This window comes from Bacillus sp. 3G2, from assembly GCF_044324725.1.
GTDB lineage: Bacteria > Bacillota > Bacilli > Bacillales > Bacillaceae_G > Bacillus_A > Bacillus_A mobilis.
In genome coordinates, this window is record NZ_CP172246.1 from 4,975,299 (window position 1) to 5,000,872 (window position 25,574).

Sequence of the window (25,574 nt, forward strand, 5' to 3'; positions counted from 1 at the left end):
TTATCTCCCCCCTTTTATAAACATCTCTGCTTTTACAGTCTCACTAATATATTCTAATAATCTTTCCCTTAGTTCCACATGCTGCAATGCCATTTCAATCGTAGTCTTAATAAAACCAAACTTTTCTCCAACATCATAACGTGTTCCTTCAAAGTCATACGCAAATACTCGTTGAATTTCATTTAGGTGTTGAATCGCATCTGTCAATTGAATTTCACCACCTGCTCCGGTTTCTTGATTTTCGAGGAACTCAAAAATTTCTGGTGTTAATATGTAACGACCCATAATCGCTAAATTAGATGGTGCTGTTCCTTGAGCTGGCTTTTCAACAAATTGACGTACTTGATAACGACGGTCATTTTGTTCAATTGGATCAATAATACCGTAACGATGCGTTTCATTTTCAGACACTGTTTGTACACCAATAACTGATGATTGTGTCTCTTCATATTGATTCATCAATTGACGTAAGCACGGTGTTTCTGCTTGGACAATATCGTCACCAAGTAATACCGCAAATGGTTCATTCCCAATGAATTTACGTGCACACCATACTGCATGTCCCAAACCTTTTGGTTCTTTCTGTCTTATGTAATGAATATTAATTTTTGATGATGCTTGTACTTTTTCAAGTATTTCATATTTTCCTTTTTCTAGTAGGTTTTGTTCTAGCTCAAATGAATGATCAAAATGATCTTCAATTGCGCGCTTTCCTTTTCCAGTAACAATAATAATATCTTCAATTCCTGATTCTATTGCTTCTTCTACAATGTATTGAATTGTTGGTTTATCAACAATCGGTAACATTTCTTTCGGCATCGCCTTCGTTGCTGGTAAAAACCTCGTTCCAAGACCGGCCGCTGGAATAATAGCCTTTCTTACTCTTTTCAAATTTTACCCCCCAATTGATATCAAAATATAATAATATACAAAATAAAAAACCTACCTCTATAGTCATTTTTATAACTCCACAGGTAGAGTTTTTACTAAAATAAACATGGGCATCTAACCCAACCTCACGTCATACTCCCGACGACAAGCGTCTAAGGTAGGCACGAAATAAAATTTCTACCCACAGCACGACCGAGTGCCCCCATTGATAACGGTTAGGAGACATCACCAGTTCACTATTTAGAAGATACCAAATAACTTTTTACGACGGATTTGTTCTGGATCTTCTTTATAAATTGCCTTCCCGCTAATTAATAAGTATGGATTTCCTTTCAAATCATTCATAATACTCGTTCCAAATTCTTTCTCAATTAGTTCATAACCTTCTGCTAAATGGAATCCTCTTGATGCTGTATTATGTGCATCCGATGCAATCATATGTGTTAAATTATGTTCTACGAGTTGCAGTGAAAACTTTTTGATTTTCTTACCAAACTTACCTAGTAGGCTACCTGCTGTTACTTGTGTTAATGCCCCTTTATTTACAAGGGTGTATAGCTTATCTGGTCGCTCGATTAACTCGGCATTACGTTCTGGGTGAACGATAATTGGAATCATTCCCTTAACACGTATTTCATATAATAATTGTTCTGCATAACGGGGGACATGATTCGATGGAAATTCAATTAATATATATTTATTTGTCTCATTTAAAGTCACAATTTTACTAGCTTCATAGTCTTCTAATAAATCACCATATAACCTGACCTCTTGCCCCGGTAATATTTTCAGTGGAATTTCATTTTGTTGTAGTTCATCATTTAATTGTTTTACTTGATGAAGAATAGAACTACGCTCATTTATATATTTTCCGTTTTGGTGATGTGGTGTTGCAACGATTGTATGTATCCCCTCTTGGACAGCCTTTTGGGCCATCGCCAAACTATCGGTTATTGTTTGTGCACCGTCATCGATGCCAGGTAAAATGTGACAATGTAAATCAATCATTCTTTGCATCCTCCCTCTCATATACAAATCTTTTTTCCCTTGAATATGAGGCATGTCTCATATTCAAGGGAAAAAAGGAGATATGGCCTTGCCATATCTCACTTTTTAATTAGTTAGCACCATAATAATAATATAAGCCTTGTTCACGTTCACGATCATTCAGAACTACACCTAAAAGCTTACCTTTTGCCGATTCCAATAATACTTTTGCCCTTACTGCCGTTTCTTTCTCTGTCGATTCACTACGAACGACAAGAATAGAAGCATCACATACATTCGCCATAATTTGCGCGTCAGTTACAGCTAAAATAGGTGGCAGATCAAAGACAACTAGATCATACATACTATATGCTTGTGCAAGAAGTTCTTGCATTGACTTTGAACCTAACAATTCTGCTGGATTTGGTGGGATTGGGCCACAAGCTAAAAAGTGTAAATTATCAACTGATGTCGTTTGTACACATTTTTCTAAACGTTCACTATATGTTAATACGTTCGTTAATCCGAAAATATTATCTACTTGAAACATTTGATGCATCGCTGGTTTACGCATATCTGCATCAATTAATAGTACTTTCTTTCCTTGTTGTGCAAAAACAACTGCCATATTTGCTGTCGTCGTTGTTTTTCCTTCACTTGGGTTTGCCGACGTAACCATTAATGAGTGTAAATTCGTATCAACAGCTGCAAATTCGATATTCGTTCGAATATTACGATATTGTTCTGATATTGGTGATTTCGGTTGTTGATGAGCAATTAATTGACGACGTTGACGATGATTTTTTTTCTTTTTAAATAAATTAAGAGCCAATTGTTTGTCCCCTCACTTTTCTTGATGATGAAGCATGCGAATTTATATTTTTTGTTTCTTCATCCATACGAGCTACAATCCCTAATACTGGTAATCCAAGTAAATTTTCTACATCTTCTTCTTTTTTCACAGTGTTGTCTAAATATTCTAGTAAGAATGCAAGTCCAACTGAAGCCATTAAACCAACAATGAACGCAATTGCTATATTTAACATTGGACGTGGTTTAATTGGGGACTGCTTTTCGACCACTTCTGCCTTTGATAATACAGTAACGTTATCAACACTCATGATTTTCGCTATTTCGCTTTGAAATACTTCTGCAATTTTATTTGCAATGGCACTTGCTGTTTTCGGATCTTTATTCTGCACTGTAACAGCAATCACCTGCGAATCCTTTTCATTCGTAACATCAACTTTTTTGGTTAACTCTTGTATCGTCTCCTGCAATTTCAATTTATCTTTCACTTGTTCTAAGATTACAGGACTCTTAATAATAACCTTATATGTATTCGTTAATTGTATATTTGTTTGAACTTCCCCAATCTGTAATGCAGTTCCCTCTTGCTTCTTCTGATTTACAAGGATTTGTGTTGAAGACTGATAAATCGGTGTCATAAAGAAAAAGCTAATAATAGCACTTATAATTGCCACCGCAAATGTAACAGTGAGGATCATTGCTAAACGTTTTTTTAAAATATGAAATAACTCTTTCAAACTAATTGTTTCTTCCATAAGTTCCTCCAACTTTCTAAAATTTGCACATAAGAAAAATTATAACATATTCATCTTATATTTTTTTATTTTAATAAATTATTTAATACAAGCTCATAACAAACAAATATAATCTTACAAAATAATCTTAAATATGACAACACATTCCAACGAATTTCCAAAATTTCTATTATATCACTCTTTTTATATAATGCAATAAGAAATTTTATAAAAATTCAAAAAAGCCGATAAAATTATTTATCAGCTTTAAAATTTATTATTCTATTCACTATCCCCTAATAATATCCATATTGTTCTTTTTCTTCTCTTTTATCGTTTAAAACGACACCGAGTAATTTACCAGACGCTTTTTCTAATATTTGCTTCGCTTTTACGATTTTGTCTTTTTCTGTTTTTTCACTGCGTACGACAAGTACGATTCCATCACATTTGTTCGCTAAGATTTGTGCATCGGTAACCGCAAGGACTGGTGGTGTGTCGATTAGAATAATATCAAACATGTTATATGCTTCTAGCAATAGCTCGTCCATTATCCGGCTACCCAATAGTTCAGCTGGATTTGGCGGGATTGGACCCGCTGCCATTAAGTATACATTCTCTATATCTGTTTTTTGAATACATTGTACTAATTTCGCTTGTCCTGATAATAGGTTCGTTAACCCATTTGAGTTGTGAATGGCAAATAAGTTTTGAATTGTCGGCTTACGTAAGTCCGCTCCGATTAATAAAACTTTCTTTCCTTGTTGACCGAAAACAACTGCTAAGTTTGCGATTGTTGTTGTTTTTCCGTCACCTGGATCTGCCGAGGTAACAATAATAGAACGGACATGATTATCTACAGATGTAAATTCAATATTTGTACGAATGTTACGGTATTGTTCTGCAACACGTGATTTAGGCTCTTTATGTGTAATTAATTGTCGTAATGGTTTTCTTTTCTTTCTTCCGAACATATTCCTATCTCCTTTTGTGAAATGCGACGCTCTCCCTTTTCTCTCTATGCTCGATTTCATACGTCTAATTACTATTTTTTATCACTGACTTCCCCACATCTCATCTTAATCAATATTATTCTACTTTGTCTTATATGAACGCCTTTATAATATGACAATGAATTTACTTCTTTTCTACCTTTATCATTTATCCTAAATTCCGAATAAATAACAAAGTAATTATATGGCAATTACCATTTATACACAAGTAATTTTCTGACTAGTTTGCATTTTAATAATTAAACCGATATATAGTGGAAATAAAAAAATCTCCTTGCATTTTCACAAGGAGATTTTTTAGTATCTTTATTCTTTTTTATCACCAATCGCAAATGTGATTTCAGCTTCACATGCAACTTCACCATCTACTGTTGCGATTGCTTTTCCTTTTCCGATTGGGCCACGTACACGTGTCATTTCAACTTCTAAGCGAAGTTGATCACCTGGGCGTACTTGTTTTTTGAAACGGCAATTGTCGATACCTGCGAAGAAAGCAAGTCTTCCGCGGTTTTCTTCTTTCTTTAGTACAGCAACTGCTCCAACTTGTGCTAATGCTTCTACAATAAGTACACCGGGCATAACTGCATAGTCAGGAAAGTGCCCGTTAAAGAATTCTTCGTTTGCGGATACATTTTTAATTCCTACCGCTCTTTTTCCTTCATCTACTTCTAATATTTTATCAACAAGTAAAAATGGATAGCGGTGAGGAATGATTTCTTTAATTTGTTCTATATTTAGCATGTAACAATCGCCCCTTTTGTAATATTGGTCTTACCACTTGGACATATTGTTTATTATCCCATTTTGTTTATTGTTTGTCATTATAAAGTGCAATTTAACTTCCTATTTATAAAAAAATGCACACACTCTATTCCATTAAAATAGCTGCATATACTTGCAACTGACACGGAGGTAGAAAAGAGTGTATGCCCAGATTAGGGAAAGGCAATATGTATTGAAACATGATTTGCCTTAATGTCGTATTCGACTCATTATATTATAAACGTTTTCAAATAAGGAAATATTAAATTTAACCATATATATGAATATTTTACCTATTTCCTTCGTTTTTCTTTATTTTTCTTCTATTTTCTCAATAAATCAAAATAAAATAAAAAAATAAAAGAATAAAAAAACAAAAAAGAACTTCGGTTAACACCTTAGTTCTTCTCATTTTCCCTACTATTTGCAAGCTAATAATAAGTGGGGATACCCCCACTTATTAAAGTTTCACTTTATCGTAAAGCACGCTTTGGTAATTTATCGATATTCTCTAACATAATCCCTGTACCAACCGCAACACATTGCATTGGGTTTTCAGCAATTAATACTGGTACTTTTAGTTCTTCTGCTAGAAGCATGTCGATACCGTGTAGTAAAGCTCCACCGCCTGTTAGAATAACACCGCGGTCGATGATGTCCGCAGATAGTTCTGGTGGTGTGCGCTCTAATACGCCTTTTGCAGCTTGTACAATGATAGCCGCATCTTCTTTTAGTGCTTCTGTAATTTCTTCAGAGCATACTGTAATTGTGCGTGGTAAGCCTGTTACCATGTCACGTCCGCGAATTTCAAGCTCTTCGCTACGTGCACCTGGGAATACTGTACCAACTTTAATTTTAATATTTTCTGAAGTACGTTCTCCAATTAACAGCTTATACTTACGTTTAACATAGTTTAAGATCTCCATATCAAACTTATCGCCAGCCATTTTGATAGAGGAAGAGGTAACAATATCACCCATAGATAGTACAGCGATATCTGTTGTACCTCCACCAATATCAACAACCATGTTACCGCTTGGTTGGAAGATTTCCATACCAGCACCAACTGCGGCTACTTTTGGTTCTTCTTCTAAAAATACTGTCTTACCACCTGAACGTTCAGCAGCCTCACGAATCGCTTTTTGTTCTACTGATGTGATATTTGTTGGACAGCAAATTAAAATACGAGGTTTTGAAAAGAAGCTCTTTACGTCCAATTTGTTAATGAAATACTTTAACATTGCTTCTGTAATTTCGAAATCTGCGATTACACCATCTTTAAGTGGACGAATTGCTACAATATTACCAGGCGTACGTCCCACCATACTTCTTGCTTCTTCACCTACTGCTAATACTTTACCTGTGTTACGATCAATTGCAACAACAGATGGCTCATTTAATACAATACCCTTACCTTTAACATGGATTAATACGTTAGCCGTACCTAGGTCAATTCCGATATCTCGCGCAAACATTCCCGTTTTTTCCTCCTCGATATTCAAAATCAGGTTACACCCGAATTCTTTTACACCTAATTTCTGATTTTATCATAAATTTAACAGAAACGTAATATTCGCAAAAAGAATTCTTCTGAAAAATATTACCGGATTGAAACGGAATGTTCACGATTGTACCTTTATTGACGTACCGGCTTTTCTACATCTTCTTTTCTATACTTTTGTTTTGTTGCTTCTCCGCCTCTTAAATGACGAATAGACTTATGATAATCAAGAATTTCTTTCACTTCATTTGCGAGCTCTGGATTAATTTCTGGTAGACGTTCCGTTAAATCTTTATGGACTGTACTCTTTGATACCCCAAATTCCTTTGCAATGACACGCACTGTCTTTCTTGTCTCCACGATATACTTACCAATCTTGATAGTTCTCTCTTTGATGTAATCGTGCACACCACTCGCCTCCCTAAATTGGATGTGAGAAGGGTGAAATGAGCCTCGCTGCATATGACTAAGAAGTAAGTGTGAGTGCTGTTTGTAAGCGTTAAACATTCTTGGATTTATAATGAAATGATTCACGATTTCTCACCTCAAACACTCTCTTTGCTTTGGTTTATACCATTGTATTGCCCGCACTACTGATATATGCTACATGTTCACTATTTTTGCGGACTAAGTTAAGAAAAATTACGTTTTTTTGTGAGAAATACGTTAACAGTGACTATTTTGGCGAAAAAAAATGACACCTTATATATAAGGTGTCATTCTTCTCGTTCACATTCTTCTTCTAACAATTGATGGTGGGGAACCTCTTTCTTACCGGCAATATAATAATATAAAGTGAATAAAACAAACAATAAAATAATAGCAGTCGACAGAACAAATACAAATGACACAGTATCCCCTCCTTTTTGTAATATATATTCGAGAATCTCGTCATATTTCCTTGTTATTGCAACTTTTTTCTCGAAATTGAGTATTTTTATATAAAGTGAAACTTTAATCAGTGGGCGCCATTTCCCACTGATTATCAGCCCTCACCAATCGGGCTTTTACGGGCAGTTGACCCCAGGCCTAACTTCTTAGCTTTCACTGAAATTTGAAGTAGGGGTCTTACTGCCCGTTAATGCGGGATGAAAGTAAAAAAATCAGCTCTCCTAGTGAGAACTGATTTTTCCACTTTTTTATTCTTGTGAAGAAGAACTGTTAGATGATTCTGTAGAACCATTTGTTGATTTTTCTTCTTTCTTCGGCTCTTCTTTTTTGTCACTAGTCGAACCGCTTGTTGATTTCTCTTCTTTTTGAGACTTATCTTCTGTTTTACTTTCTGGTTTCGTGCTTGTTGATTTTTCTTCTTTTTGAGATTTGTCATCAGCTTTTTTACCAGAAGCATTCGTTGCTTTTGCAGCACCTGCATCAGCTTTAATTTCGGCTACTGATTTATTTAAGTAGCGTTCAGGGTTCACAGCCACATTGTCTTTACGTACTTCAAAGTGAACGTGAGAACCTGCTTCTTTATTCATTGCACTTAGACCGGATTTTCCTAATACTTCACCTTGTGCAACTCGTGCACCTTTTTCTACTTTTACACTGCCTAAGCTTTGATAAGAAGCTGCTACACCATTTCCACTATCAACTGTTACAACATAACCAAGAAGTGAATCTTTTTCAGCTTTCGTTACTGTACCACTTAAAGCAGCTGCTACATTGAATTCTTTTCCATTTTTCGCAGCAATGTCAATTCCTTTGTTTGGGGAATATGTGTTGTTATAAAAGACAAGTGCTTTTTCTTGTTCCGCCTCAGTTGCTGCATCTTCATAGAATTTCTTCTGTACGACTACTTCCACACTCGCGGCAGCTGGCATTTTCACTACTTCTGAAGATTTCGTTACTGGTACTGCTGGATCTTCCGATTGTGTATACGGTGTTGCTTGATCTTGGTTCGGAGTCTTCTTCGGATTAGCTCCTTGGAACCATAGCGCAACCATTAAAATTACCGCTGCACAAGCAATGTATAGTGCCGGAAACACCCATCTTTTTTGAAATAAATGTACTACCTTTTGCGACTTTTTATTATTTCTTCCTCGCATTCCATCATCACCTCAGCAATCATTTTGAACAATATTCACGTATCCTATACAACGTATAACTAATTACTTTTCGACAAAATCTGTAAAAATATGTATAGGAATTGCAAAATTTCCGAGGAAATGATAGAAAAAAGAAAAAACTGAGCGTTTCAGCTCAGTTTTTAGTCCAATTGTTTCTTTTTATATACGATTAAACATGCAATAAGTGAAATAACGAGCCACACTCCAACATTTAGCATATGCCCACTAATACTACTAAACCCAGCACCCTCCACTAAGCTTTTAATCGCTTTTTCAAGATGAGATGTTGGAAGATAACTAATCATCGTCTTAATTACTTTATTTTCAACCATTGGCTCAAATTGTACAGCTAAATACATCGTCATTAATATTGGCATTCCAATTAGTGATGTTTGCGGGACAGACTCAGCTAATAATCCAATCACTGTTCCAATTAAAATGAATAGAATTGTTCCACATAAGAAAATAAATGCTAGCAATAAGAGATTGCCACTTAATTGATCTAAAATAAATAAGTTTACAATGGAAATGCCCAACGTTAAACATGCTGTTAATATACTTTTCCCAAGAAGAACTTCCACAGAAGAAGCCGGTGATAGCATTAACACACGTAGTGTATGTTTTTCTTTTTCTTCTGCAATTACCATTGATTGAACAAACCCAGCAACAAATAGAAAGGCCATTAAAGTAATAATACCAACTCCTGCACTCCCTTGCCCAAACCTGCTATATATAAATGCAAATATAATTGGTAAAGATGCCATTAACAATACTTGTGAATTTGTCTTAAAATCTTGTACTTCTTTTCTAAAAATAGCTGATACACGTCTCATTGAAAATGTCATTATAATCCCCTCCCAGTAACTTCAATAAAGATATCGCCTAGCGATGGTTCGTGTGAATGAATCGATAGTAATTCGCCCTTTTTCATCCATTCTGAAATACGTTTGGCACCTAATTCATCTTTTTGTACGATTTCTTTTTGCTTATCTTTTAATACGACTTGTATTTGATCTTTCGCGTATTGCAAGCGAAGGTTTTCCGGAGTATCAAGCGCTACAATTTCTCCGCCACATAGAAAGGCGATGCGGTTACAAAGCGTTTCCGCTTCGTCCATATTGTGCGTCGTTAAGAAAATCGTCGTTCCTTCTTTATTTAAGTCTTTTAAGATTTTATGAATGTTTTGTACATTAACTGGATCGAGTGCAGATGTTGGTTCGTCTAAGAAGAGGATATCTGGTTTATGAAGAATCGCTCTTGCTAGTGTAACGCGTTGCTTCATTCCTTTTGATAGTTTCTTTACTGGTGTTTTCTTATCATCTAATAGATTCACTTGCGCTAGTACTTCATCGATCCGTTCTTTTTTACAATCGTATAAATCACAAAATAATAGTAAGTTATCATAAATGCTAAGTCTCTCATATAAACCGCTGTTGTCTGTTAAAATACCAATTCGTTTGTAATCGATGCTGCTTGGTCCTGTAATATCTTTTCCTAGTACCCTCACTGTTCCAACGCTATGCAGCAATTGAGAAGTTAAAATCTTTACTGTTGTCGTTTTTCCAGATCCACTCGGTCCGAGGAATCCAAAAATTTCTCCTTGCTTCACCTCAATATTTACATTTCGAAGTGCTGTTTTTTCGTTGAAACTTTTCATTACATCTTTCATTTCAATTGCTAATGTCATCTCGTCATCCCCTTTGTTTTTTTCTTTTATAGATGAAAGTCGCTTTAGCGCTTTTCGTTTGTTTGTTTCGCTTTTCTTGACTCAATCATATGAAAAACAAAGAGGTTACGCAGTAAAATACCGGTAAAAGGAGTATTTTTACCGGTGAATGAATCGTATTTTGAGCTTATTGGAGTAATTTTTATAGCCCAATCACACCTTTTAATTCATCCATTCGTCCTTTTGAAAGCGGAATTGAACTTTTTCTTTCGTCATCCAAAATTAAACTAAAGCTATTACGAGTCCACGTAATGACTTCTCGTACTCTTTGTAAATTCACAAGGTACGAGCGATGACATCTAAAGAACCCGAATCCTGTTAATCTCGATTCTAGTTCGCTTAATGTTAATGCACATACGAAATCACCTTCACGCACATGAATATGTGTCACTCCATTTTGCGTTTCAATGAAATGAATTTCCATCGGATCAAGTAAAATGATTTTATCGTTCACTTTTGCTGGAATTCTTTCAAGTTTCATTTGCGGAATCATTTGAACAACTTTTTCTCCATCAACCTCTTCAATTTCTTCTTGTTCGATTTCTACTTTTTTCACACCATCATTGTTTAATATGTATACATCTTCTGTTAACGAAAGGGCGTCTGATAGAAATGATGACGTAATAAAAATCGCTTTTCCTTGCTCTTTCATTTTCATAATTGCTTTTCGAATAATAATCGTACTCTCTGTATCTACATTTTGCTCTGGTTCTTCCAAAATAACTAAATCTGGATTATGAATCATAACTCGCCCGATATGAAGGCGACGTTTCTCTGAAAATGATAATTTTTCTATTTTAACGTTTAATTTATCTAAGAGGCCGACATATTGTACTACTTCCTCTATACTTATATTCGATTCATAAAGTCCTATTAAAAACTTGAAGTATTCCTTCACCTTCAAACGTTCGTATGCTTCATCTTTCAAAAAACAAAAACCGATGTGAGAATAATTTTTCTTTCCAATCGATTCCCCCTCAAATAGCACGTTCCCAGTTGAAGCTTCTTCCTCACCAATAATAATACGATGCAATACTTTAGCTGTATGGTTATTGCATTGCAAAACAACACATTGTCCCTTTTCAACCTTCAGTTCAACTGCCGGTAACTGGTTCGTCTTACCTAACTGTTTCAACTCCAATAACGCCATTCTGTCTCCCCCAAATACTTTTTATCTTATTATACCAAACAATTAATGGAAAATTTAGATATTTTATGAAGCACCATAAAAAGAAGGCTATCCAAATGAAAGGATAGCCTTCTTCTCTAGTTTTGCTCTACCATATACGTCTTGAGCTGATCACGCAGTGCTCGTTTTAGAAATTTCCCTACAGATGTTTTCGGAATTTCATTTACAAATAAAATATCGTCTGGCATCCACCATTTCGGAAACTCTGCTTCTAGTAAAGCATACAGCTCTTCTCTGTCTACTGCTTGTCCCTCTTTTAATACAACACAAGCAACAGGGCGTTCTTGCCACTTTTCATGCGGCACCGCCACAACAGATGCTTCTAACACTTTATCGTGCGACATTAAGGAATTTTCTAAATCTACGGAAGAAATCCATTCGCCTCCACTTTTAATTAAGTCCTTCGTACGATCAGCAATCTTAATAAATCCTTCCGAATCAACCGTGACAATGTCTCCTGTATGGAGCCAACCATCTTTCATTGATTCTTCTGTACGCTCATCCTTATAATAGCTTCCAGCGATCCACGGACCCCTTAAACAAAGTTCTCCCATCTCTTCTCCATCCCACTTAATTTCACCGTCTTGTCCAATCACTTTCATTTCTAACCCAGGGAATAAATATCCTTGGCGTGAACGTAAATTATAATATTCTTCTTTCGGTAAATCTCGTTGATATGATTTCGGACAGTTAATGACAACAGCCGGACTTGTTTCTGTCATTCCATATATTTGTCTAAATGCAATTCCATATCGCTCTTCATACGTACGAATCATGCTTAATGGAGCCGCAGATCCACCTGACCATATCGTTTTTATACTACTAATATCGTATGGATGTTTTTCTAGTTCTTGCAATAAGCCAATCCAAATCGTCGGCACGCCAGCCGTAATTGTTACTTTCTCTCTTTCAATTAGTTCTGCTAAAATCTTCGGTGTGAAATGCGGGCCTGGTAATACAAGTTTTGTCCCAAACCACGTACTCGCAAACGGTAATCCCCATGCATTAACATGAAACATTGGAACGACAGGCATACAAGTGTCTACTTCCGATATATTCCCGCCATCTGCAAGTCCTAGTGTATAGCTGTGAAGCACAATACTACGGTGTGTGTAAACTACACCTTTCGGTTTTCCTGTCGTAGCCGATGTGTAGCACATACCGGCTGGTTCTTTTTCATCTAAATCTTTTACAAACGGAAATGTCTCATCGCCTTCTTCGAGTAGTTGGTCGTAATGGTATGCTGGTGATAATGTTGTTTGAGGTAGTTTATGATCGTCTGTCATAATGATAAAGGCTTTTATATGCGGGATTTCATGTTGAATACTTTCTAATATAGGAACCATATCTTCATCGACAAGAATAACCTTATCTTCTGCATGGTTAATAATATATGAAATGTGATCGGCGGAAAGTCTTAAGTTAATTGTATGTAGCACTGCTCCGATTCCCGGAATCGCAAAGTATGCTTCTAAATGTCTATGGTGATTCCAAGCAATCGTACCTACTTTATCCCCTTTTTCAATTCCCATTTTCGTTAATACGCTAGCAAGCCTGCGCGTCCGCTTTGCAATTTCTCCGTATGTTAATATATGAATACGTGATGCAGTCCGTGAAACAACTTCCTTTTTCGAAAAATATTTCTCTGCTCGCTCCATCATTGACGGAATGAGAAGTGGTACATCCATCATCATTTGTCATTACCTCCTGTTATTATGTTTTATATATTCATATAATTGTATTATAACACGTAGCATACAGCGTACCTTCCATTTATTTCTACAAATAATGACAAAAGGAGCTAATTTAAATTAGCTCCTTTTGTCCTCTACTTCTTCACCATTAACTTTCCTTCATAATCATTCATCGACTTTATTTCGACACCCTTATAATAATGAGCGACGATATCTGTATATTTCTTACCTTCCGCTGCCATGCCATTTGCTCCATATTGGCTCATGCCAACACCGTGGCCGAAGCCTTTCGTCGTAACAATGATTTTATCTCCATCTTGTTTCCAAGTGAAGTCAGAAGAGCGTAAATCTAATTTGTCACGCACATCTCTTCCGGTTAATGTTTTACCTTGAAACGCTACGTCTTTTACACGTTTTCCTTCTGTACGCCCTTTAATATCACCAACTTTCCCGTCTGCTAGCACTTTCACACCGAGACGTTTTTGGAAGTCAGCTACTGTAAATGTTTGCTCGCTCGTAAATTTTGGAGAAGCTTGATCCCACGGACTATCTACGCTCTTTAAGTACGGATAATCATTTCCCCAGTAATCAGCCGCATTTTCTGTCCGGCCATTACTCGTTGAGAAGAAGGATGCTGAGATTGGTTTTCCATCATACGTTAAAACTTGTCCTGCGGTTTTCGAAACGGCTTCTTCGATTTTCTTCAAATTATTTTCGTAGTTATTGCCCCATTGTTTCTTCAATTCTTCTTTACTTTTGTACACTTGATCTTTCACCGTATCTGTCACGTCCGCATTGTTTTTCTTTCCTCCACTTAGCATACGCTGCACCACAAATGTTCTCGCTGCTAATGCCTGCGCCTTTAGCGCCTCTATTTCAAAACTGGCATTCATCTCAGAAGCTACTACACCGGTCACATACTCCTCCATAGGTAATGTATCTACCTTTTTCTGTTTCTCACGATATACAGCAACTTGCACCGCTGTATCCACTTTCCTTGGAGCTGGTATACTTTCTATTGCTGGAGGAGTTTTAGAAGCTGCTTCTTCCCCTACCTTTGCTTTCGCAAACGGAATAACAAGAGCAGCAGGTACAATGATAACGAGCGCTATGAGAAGCGCTACTGTGATGAAAAGTGGCTTTGAAAATTTCATCTTATTTCCCCCAATATGAAAAAGCTTTACTCCATTCATTCTTATGGAACAACTCTTTCTTTTAGAACATACTTAAAGGGAACTAGCTAAAACGAAAATTTTCTAAATATTTTTACTGGTACGTGCATAAGTATAGAATTTATTGACTATAACAGTAATAACCCAAAAAAATAGCCCCTACGTCAAAAGACGTAGAGACTATTTCAATTAAGCGTGAAGATCAGAAACTTCTTGTTCTTTCACTTCTTCTACTTGTTCGTTTACACGTTCAATAGTTGCACCTAATGCAGCTAATTTCTTATGGAAATCTACATAACCACGGTCAAGATGCTTTAACTCAGTTACACGAGTGTAACCTTCAGATACTAAACCAGCTAAGATTAATGCAGCAGCAGCACGTAAGTCAGTTGCGCCTACTTCAGCACCTTGTAAGCTGTTTGGACCGTTCATAATAACAGAACGACCTTCAATTTTAATATCAGCATTCATACGACGGAATTCTTCAACGTGCATAAAGCGGTTTTCGAATACCGTTTCTGTAATCATACTTGTTCCATCAGCTTGTAGTAATAATGCCATCATTTGTGATTGCATGTCTGTTGGGAAACCTGGGTGAGGCATAGTTTTAATATCAACCGCTTTTAACTTATCTGGGCCGATAACACGTACGCCTTCATTTTCCTCAATAACTTTAACACCCATTTCTTCCATTTTCGCTGTAATTGAGCGTAAATGTTCAGGTACAGCATTTTCAATTAAGATGTCTCCACCAGTAATTGCCGCTGCAACCATGAATGTTCCCGCTTCAATACGGTCAGGAATAATAGAGTGGTTTCCACCATATAATTTATCAACGCCTTCGATACGAATCGTTCCAGTTCCAGCTCCGCGTACTTTCGCTCCCATCGCATTTAAGAAGTTAGCTAAGTCAACGATTTCTGGTTCTTTCGCTGCGTTTTCAAGGATTGTTGTCCCTTTTGCTAATGTAGCTGCAGACATAATGTTTTCTGTCGCGCCCACGCTTGGGAAGTCTAAATAAATTTTAGCTCCTTTTAGTTCTCCCTCAACGTATGCCTCAACAAAACCATTACCAACCTGTACTTTTGCTCCCATTGCTTCGAAGCCTTTTAAATGTTGGTCAATTGGACGTGAACCAATTGCACATCCACCAGGAAGTGCAATACGAGCACGACCGTTACGCGCAAGTAATGGTCCCATTACTTGAACAGATGCACGCATTTTACGTACATATTCAAATGGTGCTTCGATGTTTAGTTCTTTAGAAGCATCGATTGTTACTTGGTTATTTTCAAATACGACTTCAGCATTTAAATGACGTAATACCTCATTAATTGTGTATACATCAGACAAAACTGGTACTTCAGATAGTACATTCTTTCCATCACTCGCTAATAGGGCTGCAGCGATTATAGGTAATACAGCATTTTTTGCGCCCTCAACACGCACTGTGCCGTTTAACCGCTTTCCGCCACGGACGATGATCTTTTCCAAATTATTCCCCTCCGTGTCCTTTTTTCAGTATCTATTCACTCAATACTCAGAAGTTATGATCGGTGTGCCAACCACAATTGTATCTTTGTTGTCTGTAGAACGTATTGCTATTTGCACATTTATTTTCTCTCTATTTGTTGAAAGAGCGTCATCCCACTTTTTATTGTATGCGGAGACTGACACAAATGCTCTTTCTTCTATCTGTTCGATCGCTCTTGCTGAAAAATCTTTCAAAACCTGATTGGTTTTATTTTGCAAAACACCTTCAATCTTATCATTCAGTACACCTTGAACACAAGTGTAAATTATAGGTTTTTCACTAAAAATTTTATTTGTTTTCTGAATGTACTTCGGGTCCCATTTCGCCCCGCTCACTTCAAAAATAATGAAAGTGTTTTCTTTAGTATTTTCCTTACTCCATGTTACTACTACTCGTTCTTCATAAGAAGAAAACTTTTTATAGGATGTAGCTTTATATCCATCTGGAGATTGCTCTAATTCCCACTTTTGAATATTCGCCTTGTCCTTCACATCGTTTAACAACTTTTGAAACGTATGTATATTAGAAATTGTTTTTGTTTCTCGCGCTAACCATGACCACTTCTCTACTTTAGCATTATTTTTCTCTAAAGTTGCAATCATGCTCTCCATTTTCTGTTCATCGCTGATTGGTTTCATTTCTCTATATCCAACCAAAAATAAAACAACACTTATCACAACAATAAGAATGGCTTTAAACTTCAATTTCATCCCCTCCTATCCCCATTGTTAACGGAGATATGAGGTTCTATACACTTACTTTACTAAATACGTTAAACTCTTTGAATAGCCTAAATAATCAAGGAAAAAGTTACTTACAGACGTCCCAATTGTAATTGTAATTAGGATGAGTAATACTCGCGTCTGCATCACCTTTCCAGGCTTCATTAAACGCTCAATGTGAATACCTTGTAAGGCCCACCACGTAATGGTAATAAACAATAAATGCGAAACGATGGCAATCAGTGCTTGTTGCCCTAAAAGATGTGCCAAAAAATCGACCCCTTTTTACCCAGCTACTACTTACGAAATACTATAAAAACGATACCATAATAAGTAGGAGCCACACTTTTTCAAATACAAATAAGCATCTTACATTTCACATCGTAATTTGCTCTCAAAAAACGTATACCTACATGCATTTTCAATTGCAATTCACACAAAATAAAAAGCGCAGAGTAACAACTCCACACCTTTTATTTTCACTATTGTACCACGTTCCCTAGGAAGAAGAAATCCTTCATTAATGGAAAATATTCATAAAAGAAATTGTATCCGATCATCGGCATAATCCCTAGTATTACAATCGAAATTGCACAAAGGCTCATAACAACCTTTATATTGAATGGCAAACGAATTTTCTCTTCCACTTCTCCCGTCCGGAAAAACATTTGCTGTAGAATACGGAAATAATATACGAATGAAATGACTGTCGTTCCCATCATAATAGAAGCTAGTACGTAATGAGCTGGCTCTACATGCAGTGCCCCTAAAAAGATGTTAATTTTCCCGATGAAACCAGCTGTTCCTGGTATTCCGGCCAACGATAAAATAAAAATCGTCATCACTATCGCTGTAAATGGCGACCTTTTATACAATCCGGTGAAAATGGTAATATTTTCTTTATCACTTTGTAAGATTAAGCCGTGGATAATTGCAAACGCGCCTATATTCATAAGCATATACGCAAGCATGTAAAACCACATGCTATCCATCGTAAATGGTGATAATGCTACAAGCGGAACGAGTAAATACCCTGCATGTGCGATTCCCGAATAGGCAAATAGGCGTTTTACGTTATATTGCTTTAACGCTACGACGTTTCCAATAATCATCGTAATACTCGCTAGCACTGCAATGTATATGCTCATACGTCCGTATAAAGATTGCATATCTCCTTGCACTGATACACTTGCAAAAACCATGAGAAACAGACGAATAATGAGTAGGAACCCAGCAATTTTAGAAATCGTTCCAAGAAAAGCAGTAACAGGCGGAGCCGCTCCCTCATACACATCTGGTGCCCACATGTGAAACGGCACCGTCGCAATTTTAAACGAGAGTCCAACGAGTAATAGTAGAAATGCGAGAGCTAACAATAACTGAATACCACCAGCAAGCTCCCCTGCGAATACTTTTTGCATATCCACGATATTAGTTGATCCTGTAATACCGTATAAATAACTCATTCCAAAGAGGGTAATTGCCGTTCCAATTCCTCCGTTAATGACATATTTCATGGCCGCCTCGTTTGATGCACGGTTCTTTTTTCGTATCCCTACTAAAATATATGAAGAAAGTGAAAGCAATTCTAAACCGACGAAAAGTGTAATGAAGTCGACACTAGAAGCCATAAACATAGCCCCAAGAAGTGCCATTAAAAACAAGTAATAATATTCTCCCTTATCTTCAATGGGATTCTTCTTATCATCGCTCATTGCGGTGCATAAGATGAGGGCCGCGCCGCCTAATAACAACGTTTTGAACCCTTTTGAAAACCCGTCTAACACGAACGAGCCGTTTAAAATGTCTCCTGTCGGTTCACCATATAGCGTAATTAATGACACGATTGCTAATATGACGGCTGCGATTGCACTAAGCGCTACATATCTATGGTTCAACTTAAAAAACAAATCACATATGGAAAGAAGGATGGCAGCTCCGAGAATTATGAATTCTGGCACCATGAGATGCCATGATAAGCTAAGTAACGTATTCATATCCATCCTACTTCACCCCCAATGTTTTCAATGTATTTTGAAGCGGATCCCCTAGTATTTCTGGCATTACTCCAATTGCAATAATGCAGAAGATAAGTAGCAATATAGGGACATACTCCCATCCATGTATATCAGCTTTCGCTTCCCACTCTTTCTTACCAAATGTTACTTGAAGTGTTGCTCTTAATACGTATACAGCGGTTAAAATGATGCCAAGTACGCCGACTGCCGCAACGACCGGCTCTCCTTGGAATAAACCAAGAAAGGCAAGAAACTCGCTAACAAATCCAGACATGCCTGGTAATCCAAGCGATGCCATTCCTCCCGCTAAGAAGAATCCGCTAAGTATTGGGACACTTTTTGCAAGTCCGCCAAGCGCTGTAATATCCGACGTTCCAAAACGTTGTTCTATAACACCCAGTAAGAAGAAGAGTAATGCCGCAATTAAACCATGAGAGACAACTTGGAATAGTGCCCCTTGTGTACCTGGTGCATTTAACGCCGCAAGTCCCATTAATACAATACCCATATGCGAAATACTAGAGTAAGCAAGCACCTTCCGAAAGTCCGTTTGGATGAGCGCCAAGAAGGCTCCGTACAATAAATTGATGACTCCTAAAATCGCAATGAGCGTTGCAAACTCGCGAAAGTATTCCGGGAATAACCCCTTTCCGAAGCGAATCATACCGTATGCTCCAATCTTCAGTAAAACGCCCGCATGAAGCATAACTACAGCTGGATGCGCTTCAATATGCACATTAACCATCCAGCGATGTAACGGGAAAACGGGGAGTTTAATCGCAAAAGCGATCATTATGGCAAGAAACAAACCGAACTGTAAGCTACTTGAGACAGCCGTTCCTCCCCCAGCACCTACACTCGTTAATATTTCTTTAAGCTCTGTAATATTTGTTGTACCTGTTTTTGCAAATAAAACCGAGAAAACGATGAGTAAAATAGCGGAGCCGATACCGTTATATATTAAATAACTATAAGCAGCCTTTTCACTCGACAATTTCCCCCACTTCCCAATTAATAAAAACATTGGCGGCAATGTAATTTCAAAGAAGATAAAGAACAGCATTAAATTTTGAGCAGCGAAGACGCCGAGCATCCCTATTTCTAGCATGAGTAGCAGCATATAAAAGGCTTTTAAGTTCCTTTTAATAGTAAATGCCGCAATTGCTGCAAGCATCGCTAGAAGGGCCGTCAGCACCATCATAACGAGTGATAAACCATCAATACCAAGCTCGTAATAAATGGAAAACCATCTTTTATCCACCGCTGCAAAATCCCCAAATTTAATCCATTTCACTTTTTCATCGAATAGCGACAAACTCTTTCCAGAAGCATATGTACAAGCGAGGACGATAGCGATTCCAAATGGAAGCGCCGTCCCAAATAAACCGAGCGCTCGCACTGTACGCGATTCTTTTTTCGGTGTTAATACAAGTAAAAGAATTCCTAAAAGCGGGGAAAAAATGAAGAACGTTAATAACAAATCATTCATCGTAAATCCCCTCCCGTATAAAGCAAAATAATGACGAGTACTGCAAGCGAAACAGCTGTTACAGTGCCGTACACTTGTACATTTCCGTTTTGGAGTCTAGAACCGAGTCCGCTTATCCCTTTAACTAGACTTCCTATTAAAACGGCAATTCCTTCGACTACATACACCTCAAATAAGCGAAGCACATGAGCGATTCCCTTCGTAATAGGGAGCACCGTCATATTGTATAGTTCATCCACATAATACTTTTCTTTCAAAAGGTTATAAAGAGGTGTTCCCTCGCCACCTGCCAAATCTCTAGAAATAGATTTCTTACCATATATGAAATATGCAAGAGCAATCCCTGCAAATGAAACGAGCGTTGCTACGATCATAATCCAAACTGGCCCGTGTACCTCTCGCGCTTTAAATGCTACATCTTTCGTAAGCCAATCCCCAAGAAACGTCCCAAACCATGGTGTATTCATATAACCCGCCACTACCGCGAGGGCGCCGAGGACAATCATCGGATACGTCATAACGCGGGGCGATTCCCTCACATCTTCCTTCGTCTTCGCTTCCCCCGTAAAGACAAGGAAGTATAGCCGGAACATGTAGAATGCTGTTAAGAACGCTGCAATTACTGCTAATATGAATAAAACGTAATTGCCATTCATCCAAGCCGCCGCCAAAATTTCATCTTTACTAAAGAAACCGGAAAGGAGTGGCACACCACTAATTGCAAGTGTACCGATTAAAAATAGTGCACCCGTTATTTTCATCTTCTTTTGTAAACCGCCCATTTTGTTAATGTTTTGCGTATGCACTGCATGAATGACACTTCCTGCAGCCAAAAATAGTAGCGCTTTAAAAAAGGCGTGTGTCGTTAAATGGAAAATACCAGCTACATAACCGGCAGATCCTAATGCAAGCATCATATAACCAAGCTGACTAACTGTAGAATAAGCAAGCACTCTCTTTATATCCGTTTGCACAAGACCGATAGAAGCCGCAAAGATTGCAGTGAAGGCTCCAACAATTGCCACCGTCTGCATCGCCACCGCACTTGCTGAAAATAGCGGGTACATCGTCGCCACTAAATATACGCCAGCTGCGACCATTGTCGCCGCATGAATAAGTGCCGAAACAGGCGTCGGCCCCTCCATTGCATCCGGTAACCACGTATGAAGCGGGAACTGACCTGATTTCCCCATCGCTCCGATAAAAATTAATATCGCCGTTATTGTAATCATCGTAGGGGTAAGATCCCCCGTATGAATCGCTCTAAAAATTGCGTCATATTCAAAACTACCCGCGTGCCAAAAAAGTAAGATCATCCCTATAAATAACCCGACATCTCCAATACGAGTCATAATAAAGGCCTTTTTTGCAGCAGCCTTCGCTTCTTCTTTAAAGAAATAAAAACCGATGAGTAAAAATGAACCGAGGCCTACTAACTCCCAAAATATATAAAGCTGTAATAAATTCGGCGATATAACGAGCCCGAGCATCGCAAATGTAAAGAGTCCTAAATAGGCATAAAAGGTTGGTAATCTTTCATCACCTTTCATATAACCTTTCGAATACACATGTACAAGTAAACTCACAAGTGTAACGATAAACAGCATTAAAGCCCCTAATGCTGTCACTTCAAAGCCAAATGATATATCAATATCTCCCGTTCTAAGCCATACCCACTTATGTTTCAATCCTACTTTCGAAAATCGTTCTATTAACACAAGTACCGCAAATATAAAGGAGAGAAAGACGAGGAAAATACTAAGTACACTGCTTCCTTCTCTAATTTTCTTCCCGAATATAAGTAATAAAAAAAACGAAACAAGCGGGAAAAGCGGTATGAGCCATGCATAATCGATCATTGTTTCCTTCCCCCTTTTCGGTCACAATGTTATCCTTTGAGCGTATCCATTTCATCTACATGAACCGTCGTACGATTACGATACAAAGCAATTAAAATGGCGAGTCCTACCGCCGCCTCCGCAGCCGCTACAGCCATCGTAAACAGAGAGAAAATTTGCCCTGTTAAATTTGGGAATAAACCTAATTTACTAAACGCTACTAAATTTAAATTGGCTGCGTTAAGCATTAATTCAATACAAACTAATACAATCACCGTATTCCGCTTCGTTAAAGCTCCAAACAAACCGATGCAAAATAAAATAATCGCAAGCGTTAAATATGCAGAAGCAGGAACGCTACTCATTGGAATCCTCCTCTTTCTCATCCTTCTTCGCAAGAATAATTGCGCCAACAAGTGCTACAAGTAAAATAACTGAGGTTAACTCAAATGGAATAATATATTTCGAATAGAGAAGTGTACCGATTTGAAGTGTGTTTTTTTCATGGAGAGGTAAACTTCCTTGTGCGCTTTCATTTGCAAAATCAATATTGTTAACAGCGAAATACATAACTGCCCCAAATGCTACAACCGCAAAGAAGATAATCCATTTTCGAAGAGTAAGACGTGATTCATTTTCTGCGTTATGTTGCGTTAACATAATGCCAAAAATCATAATAATTGTGATTGCACCCGAGTAAAGTAAAATTTGTGCAACCCCTATAAATTCGGCCGATAAAAGAAAGTACAAACCTGCAATGCTGAGGAATGTCAGAACGAGAGCTAGCATCATATGCATGACTTTCGTTAAATTTAGCATAAGAACACCGCCGATAATTGCAGACAAGGATAGTATGAAGAATGCTACAAACTCGCCATTCATGCTTTATTCTCCTTCCTGACGTTTTCGTCGTTTTCGTCAAGCCACTGCAAATTTTTAAATAAATCATCACGTGAATATTCCGCGAGTTCAAAGTTGTTTGTCATAACAATCGCCTCTGTCGGACAAACTTCTGTACATAGATCACAAAGAATACAAATTTCAAAATTAATATCGTACGTGTCGATAATTTTTCCTTTTTTCATAGGATCCGGATGTTTTTTCCCCGTCAGCTGAATACAATCTGTCGGACAAATGTTGGAGCACTGATTACAAACAATGCACTTTTCCGGATAAAACTTTTGAATACCTCGAAAGCGGTCTGGCAGCGGCAACGGTTGATTCGGATAATCGTAAGTCACCTTCTTCTTACTCAAATTGCTTAATGTATATTTTAATCCTTTAAATAGTCCTTTCATCTCTTACTGGCACCCCCCTCATAGATTAGAAGAATAACTCCTTAATCAATGCCGTTAAGAAAATATTTGCAAGTGCAATTGGCAATAATACTTTCCAGCCAAACTCCATTAACTGGTCACCTCTTATACGCGGAAACGTAACGCGGAACCAAATTAATAGAAAGACTACACTGCTAAACTTCAAAGCAAACCATACAGCTCCTGGAATAAATCCAAGGAACATGACTGGATTCCATCCGCCTAAAAAGAGCACTGTAATTAATGATGCCATTCCAAAGAAATATACATACTCTGAAAGCATGAAAAACGCCCAGCGAAATCCTGAGTATTCCGTATGATATCCCGAAACAAGTTCTGACTCTGCTTCCGGTAAATCGAACGGCGTCCTATTTAACTCTGCTACCGCTGCGATTAAGAAGACGACGAAACCAATTGGTTGCACGAAAATATACCAAACATTCTCCTGCGCTGCTACAATTTCATTTAAATTCAGACTACCAGCTAACAAAACGACGCCAATTACACTCATTACGAGTGGAATTTCATAAGAAATCATTTGCGCCGCCGCACGCATCCCTCCTAAAAGGGAATATTTATTATTTGATGCCCATCCCCCGGTCACGACACCAATCGTCGTAATACCAGAAACAGCAATGTAATACAGTAAGCCTACGCCAATATCCGCGAACTGAAATTTATCAGTAAACGGGATAACTGCAAGCACCATAAATGCCGGTGCGAATGCAATAACAGGTGCTAATATAAACAACGGTTTATCTGCCGCTTTCGGAATACTATCTTCTTTCAGTAATAGTTTTAAAACATCAGCTACCGTTTGCAGTAAACCGAATCGGCCCCCAACTTGGTTTGGTCCAATTCGCCCTTGCATAAATCCCATCACTTTCCGTTCTGCCAAAATACCATATGTAACGAAGCCAAGGACTGCAAATAATAGAAGCACCGCTAATCCGAAAAAAATGAAAAAATTCGTCCAGCTTGAAGGTGATTGTAAGAGCGTTTCAATCATTAGCCATCAACCTCCCCAAGTACAATATCAACTCCACCTAAAATCGTAATTAAATTGGCGATATTTTCACCTTTCAATAACCTCGGTAAAATTTGCAAATTGTAAAAAGACGGCCTGCGAAACTTCAAGCGGTACGGCTCTTTCTTTCCGTCACTAGCAATATAACAACCAATCTCTCCTCGCGGTGATTCTATACGTACAAACACTTCCCCTTTAGGCGCCTTAATGATTTTCGGCACTTTCGCCAGCACAGCTCCGTCTTTCGGGAACTGCTGGACAGCTTGCTCAACAATTTTTAATGACTCCTCAATTTCCTCCATGCGGCAAACGTAACGATCCCAAGCATCTCCCACGCTCCCAACAGGAATATCGAAATCAAAACGATCATAAATGGAGTACGGCTCATCCTTGCGAAGATCCCAGTTTACTCCCGTACACCGCAAATTCGCTCCGCTTAAAGAATACGAAATCGCTTCTTCCGCGCTATATATACCAACGCCTTTTACACGATTTAAGAAAATCTCATTACCACTAACGAGATCATGGTAACCTGCCAATTGCTCTCTCATATACGGAATGAATTCTTCCACTTTTTCGATCCAACCGTCCGGCGCATCCCACTTTACACCCCCGACTCTCATATAGTTAAAAGTAAGCCGGGCACCGCATAATTCATTTAATAAATTTATAATCATCTCTCGTTCACGAAACGCGTATAAAAACGGACTGACCGCTCCTATATCAAGAAGATTCGTCCCCCACCAAACGAGGTGGCTCGCAATCCTTCCAAGCTCCATTGCAAGTACTCGTAAGTATTCGGCCCGCTCCGGTATTTCAAGCCCCATCATCGTCTCTACAGCATGGCAAATGACGTAATTATTCGTCATGGCCGATAAATAGTCCATTCGATCTGTATAAGGGATAATTTGCGTATACTGTAAGCTCTCAGCAATCTTTTCGGTCCCGCGATGCAAATATCCAATAACCGGTGTAGCTTCTTTAATAATTTCCCCATCAATCTTAATAACAAGCCTGAACACACCGTGCGTACTCGGATGCTGAGGCCCTACATTCAAAAGCATTTCTTCCGTACGGATCATTAG

Annotated in this window: 26 protein-coding genes; all 26 read right to left on the reverse strand. The window is 37.9% G+C overall.

Going from position 1 to position 25,574, the window contains the following annotated elements; all coding sequences use genetic code 11:
- Complete coding sequence (galU, locus tag ACHZK0_RS25675; RefSeq protein ID WP_395761025.1) at positions 1-891, reverse strand: UTP--glucose-1-phosphate uridylyltransferase GalU; 891 nt, start codon at positions 889-891, stop codon at positions 1-3.
- Positions 892-1,131: 240 nt separating this feature from the next.
- A complete protein-coding gene (locus ACHZK0_RS25680) occupies positions 1,132-1,899 on the reverse strand; it encodes a tyrosine-protein phosphatase (protein WP_395761026.1) in 768 nt (255 codons plus the stop codon).
- A 109-nt stretch (positions 1,900-2,008) separates the two neighbouring features.
- Complete coding sequence (locus ACHZK0_RS25685; protein ID WP_395761027.1) at positions 2,009-2,710, reverse strand: CpsD/CapB family tyrosine-protein kinase; 702 nt, start codon at positions 2,708-2,710, stop codon at positions 2,009-2,011.
- The gene (locus ACHZK0_RS25690; RefSeq protein ID WP_395761028.1) at positions 2,700-3,443 is read right to left on the reverse strand and encodes a YveK family protein; all 744 of its coding nucleotides are present in this window, start codon (positions 3,441-3,443) and stop codon (positions 2,700-2,702) included. The genes ACHZK0_RS25685 and ACHZK0_RS25690 overlap by 11 nt, the downstream gene beginning before the upstream one ends.
- A 275-nt stretch (positions 3,444-3,718) precedes the next feature.
- Positions 3,719-4,396, reverse strand: a complete 678-nt coding sequence (locus tag ACHZK0_RS25695) for a CpsD/CapB family tyrosine-protein kinase (RefSeq protein ID WP_270606130.1) — start codon at positions 4,394-4,396, stop codon at positions 3,719-3,721.
- Positions 4,397-4,741: 345 nt separating this feature from the next.
- The gene (gene fabZ / locus ACHZK0_RS25700) at positions 4,742-5,176 is read right to left on the reverse strand and encodes a 3-hydroxyacyl-ACP dehydratase FabZ (protein WP_000931959.1); all 435 of its coding nucleotides are present in this window, start codon (positions 5,174-5,176) and stop codon (positions 4,742-4,744) included.
- A 494-nt stretch (positions 5,177-5,670) separates the two neighbouring features.
- Positions 5,671-6,672 carry a rod shape-determining protein gene (locus ACHZK0_RS25705; RefSeq protein ID WP_000457990.1) on the reverse strand — a complete coding sequence of 334 codons (1,002 nt, stop codon included), beginning with the start codon at positions 6,670-6,672 and terminating at the stop codon, positions 5,671-5,673.
- 161 nt (positions 6,673-6,833) lie between these two features.
- Positions 6,834-7,106: a sporulation transcriptional regulator SpoIIID gene (gene spoIIID / locus ACHZK0_RS25710; RefSeq protein ID WP_000544012.1), complete on the reverse strand. Its 273-nt coding sequence runs from the start codon at positions 7,104-7,106 to the stop codon at positions 6,834-6,836.
- A 308-nt stretch (positions 7,107-7,414) separates the two neighbouring features.
- Positions 7,415-7,549, reverse strand: coding sequence for an ABC transporter ATP-binding protein (locus tag ACHZK0_RS25715; RefSeq protein WP_262741407.1), 135 nt, complete (start codon positions 7,547-7,549; stop codon positions 7,415-7,417).
- Between the two features lie 288 nt (positions 7,550-7,837).
- Positions 7,838-8,743, reverse strand: coding sequence for a M23 family metallopeptidase (locus ACHZK0_RS25720; RefSeq protein ID WP_098324538.1), 906 nt, complete (start codon positions 8,741-8,743; stop codon positions 7,838-7,840).
- A 161-nt stretch (positions 8,744-8,904) separates the two neighbouring features.
- On the reverse strand, positions 8,905-9,609 hold the full coding sequence (locus ACHZK0_RS25725) for an ABC transporter permease (RefSeq protein ID WP_262741406.1): 705 nt from the start codon (positions 9,607-9,609) through the stop codon (positions 8,905-8,907).
- Positions 9,609-10,451 carry an ABC transporter ATP-binding protein gene (locus ACHZK0_RS25730; RefSeq protein ID WP_262741405.1) on the reverse strand — a complete coding sequence of 281 codons (843 nt, stop codon included), beginning with the start codon at positions 10,449-10,451 and terminating at the stop codon, positions 9,609-9,611. The genes ACHZK0_RS25725 and ACHZK0_RS25730 overlap by 1 nt, the downstream gene beginning before the upstream one ends.
- Positions 10,452-10,632: 181 nt before the next feature.
- Positions 10,633-11,640, reverse strand: coding sequence for a LytTR family transcriptional regulator DNA-binding domain-containing protein (locus ACHZK0_RS25735; RefSeq protein WP_270606129.1), 1,008 nt, complete (start codon positions 11,638-11,640; stop codon positions 10,633-10,635).
- 116 nt (positions 11,641-11,756) lie between these two features.
- Positions 11,757-13,373 (reverse strand): long-chain fatty acid--CoA ligase, encoded by a 1,617-nt coding sequence (locus ACHZK0_RS25740; RefSeq protein ID WP_395761029.1) that lies wholly within the window; start codon positions 13,371-13,373, stop codon positions 11,757-11,759.
- A 134-nt stretch (positions 13,374-13,507) separates the two neighbouring features.
- A complete protein-coding gene (gene spoIID / locus ACHZK0_RS25745) occupies positions 13,508-14,527 on the reverse strand; it encodes a stage II sporulation protein D (protein WP_395761030.1) in 1,020 nt (339 codons plus the stop codon).
- 207 nt (positions 14,528-14,734) lie between these two features.
- The gene (gene murA, locus ACHZK0_RS25750; RefSeq protein ID WP_061679415.1) at positions 14,735-16,039 is read right to left on the reverse strand and encodes a UDP-N-acetylglucosamine 1-carboxyvinyltransferase; all 1,305 of its coding nucleotides are present in this window, start codon (positions 16,037-16,039) and stop codon (positions 14,735-14,737) included.
- Positions 16,040-16,078: 39 nt separating this feature from the next.
- Entirely contained in the window at positions 16,079-16,783 is a 705-nt protein-coding gene (locus ACHZK0_RS25755) for a YwmB family TATA-box binding protein (RefSeq protein WP_270340462.1), read from the reverse strand.
- Positions 16,784-16,834: 51 nt separating this feature from the next.
- Complete coding sequence (locus ACHZK0_RS25760) at positions 16,835-17,071, reverse strand: DUF1146 family protein (RefSeq protein WP_071724788.1); 237 nt, start codon at positions 17,069-17,071, stop codon at positions 16,835-16,837.
- A 212-nt stretch (positions 17,072-17,283) separates the two neighbouring features.
- Positions 17,284-18,798, reverse strand: a complete 1,515-nt coding sequence (gene nuoN / locus ACHZK0_RS25765) for an NADH-quinone oxidoreductase subunit NuoN (RefSeq protein ID WP_395761745.1) — start codon at positions 18,796-18,798, stop codon at positions 17,284-17,286.
- A 7-nt stretch (positions 18,799-18,805) separates the two neighbouring features.
- A complete protein-coding gene (locus ACHZK0_RS25770; protein ID WP_063262322.1) occupies positions 18,806-20,308 on the reverse strand; it encodes an NADH-quinone oxidoreductase subunit M in 1,503 nt (500 codons plus the stop codon).
- The gene (gene nuoL / locus ACHZK0_RS25775; RefSeq protein ID WP_395761031.1) at positions 20,305-22,167 is read right to left on the reverse strand and encodes an NADH-quinone oxidoreductase subunit L; all 1,863 of its coding nucleotides are present in this window, start codon (positions 22,165-22,167) and stop codon (positions 20,305-20,307) included. Before nuoL ends, ACHZK0_RS25770 begins: the two co-directional genes overlap by 4 nt.
- A 29-nt stretch (positions 22,168-22,196) precedes the next feature.
- Complete coding sequence (gene nuoK / locus ACHZK0_RS25780; protein WP_000100078.1) at positions 22,197-22,511, reverse strand: NADH-quinone oxidoreductase subunit NuoK; 315 nt, start codon at positions 22,509-22,511, stop codon at positions 22,197-22,199.
- A complete protein-coding gene (locus ACHZK0_RS25785; RefSeq protein WP_063262324.1) occupies positions 22,504-23,028 on the reverse strand; it encodes an NADH-quinone oxidoreductase subunit J in 525 nt (174 codons plus the stop codon). The genes nuoK and ACHZK0_RS25785 overlap by 8 nt, the downstream gene beginning before the upstream one ends.
- Positions 23,025-23,444, reverse strand: coding sequence for an NADH-quinone oxidoreductase subunit NuoI (nuoI, locus tag ACHZK0_RS25790; protein ID WP_199638414.1), 420 nt, complete (start codon positions 23,442-23,444; stop codon positions 23,025-23,027). The genes ACHZK0_RS25785 and nuoI overlap by 4 nt, the downstream gene beginning before the upstream one ends.
- 25 nt (positions 23,445-23,469) lie before the next feature.
- A complete protein-coding gene (gene nuoH / locus ACHZK0_RS25795) occupies positions 23,470-24,471 on the reverse strand; it encodes an NADH-quinone oxidoreductase subunit NuoH (protein WP_000573437.1) in 1,002 nt (333 codons plus the stop codon).
- On the reverse strand, positions 24,471-25,571 hold the full coding sequence (nuoD, locus tag ACHZK0_RS25800; RefSeq protein WP_395761032.1) for an NADH-quinone oxidoreductase subunit NuoD: 1,101 nt from the start codon (positions 25,569-25,571) through the stop codon (positions 24,471-24,473). Before nuoD ends, nuoH begins: the two co-directional genes overlap by 1 nt.
- Positions 25,572-25,574 lie beyond the last annotated feature (3 nt).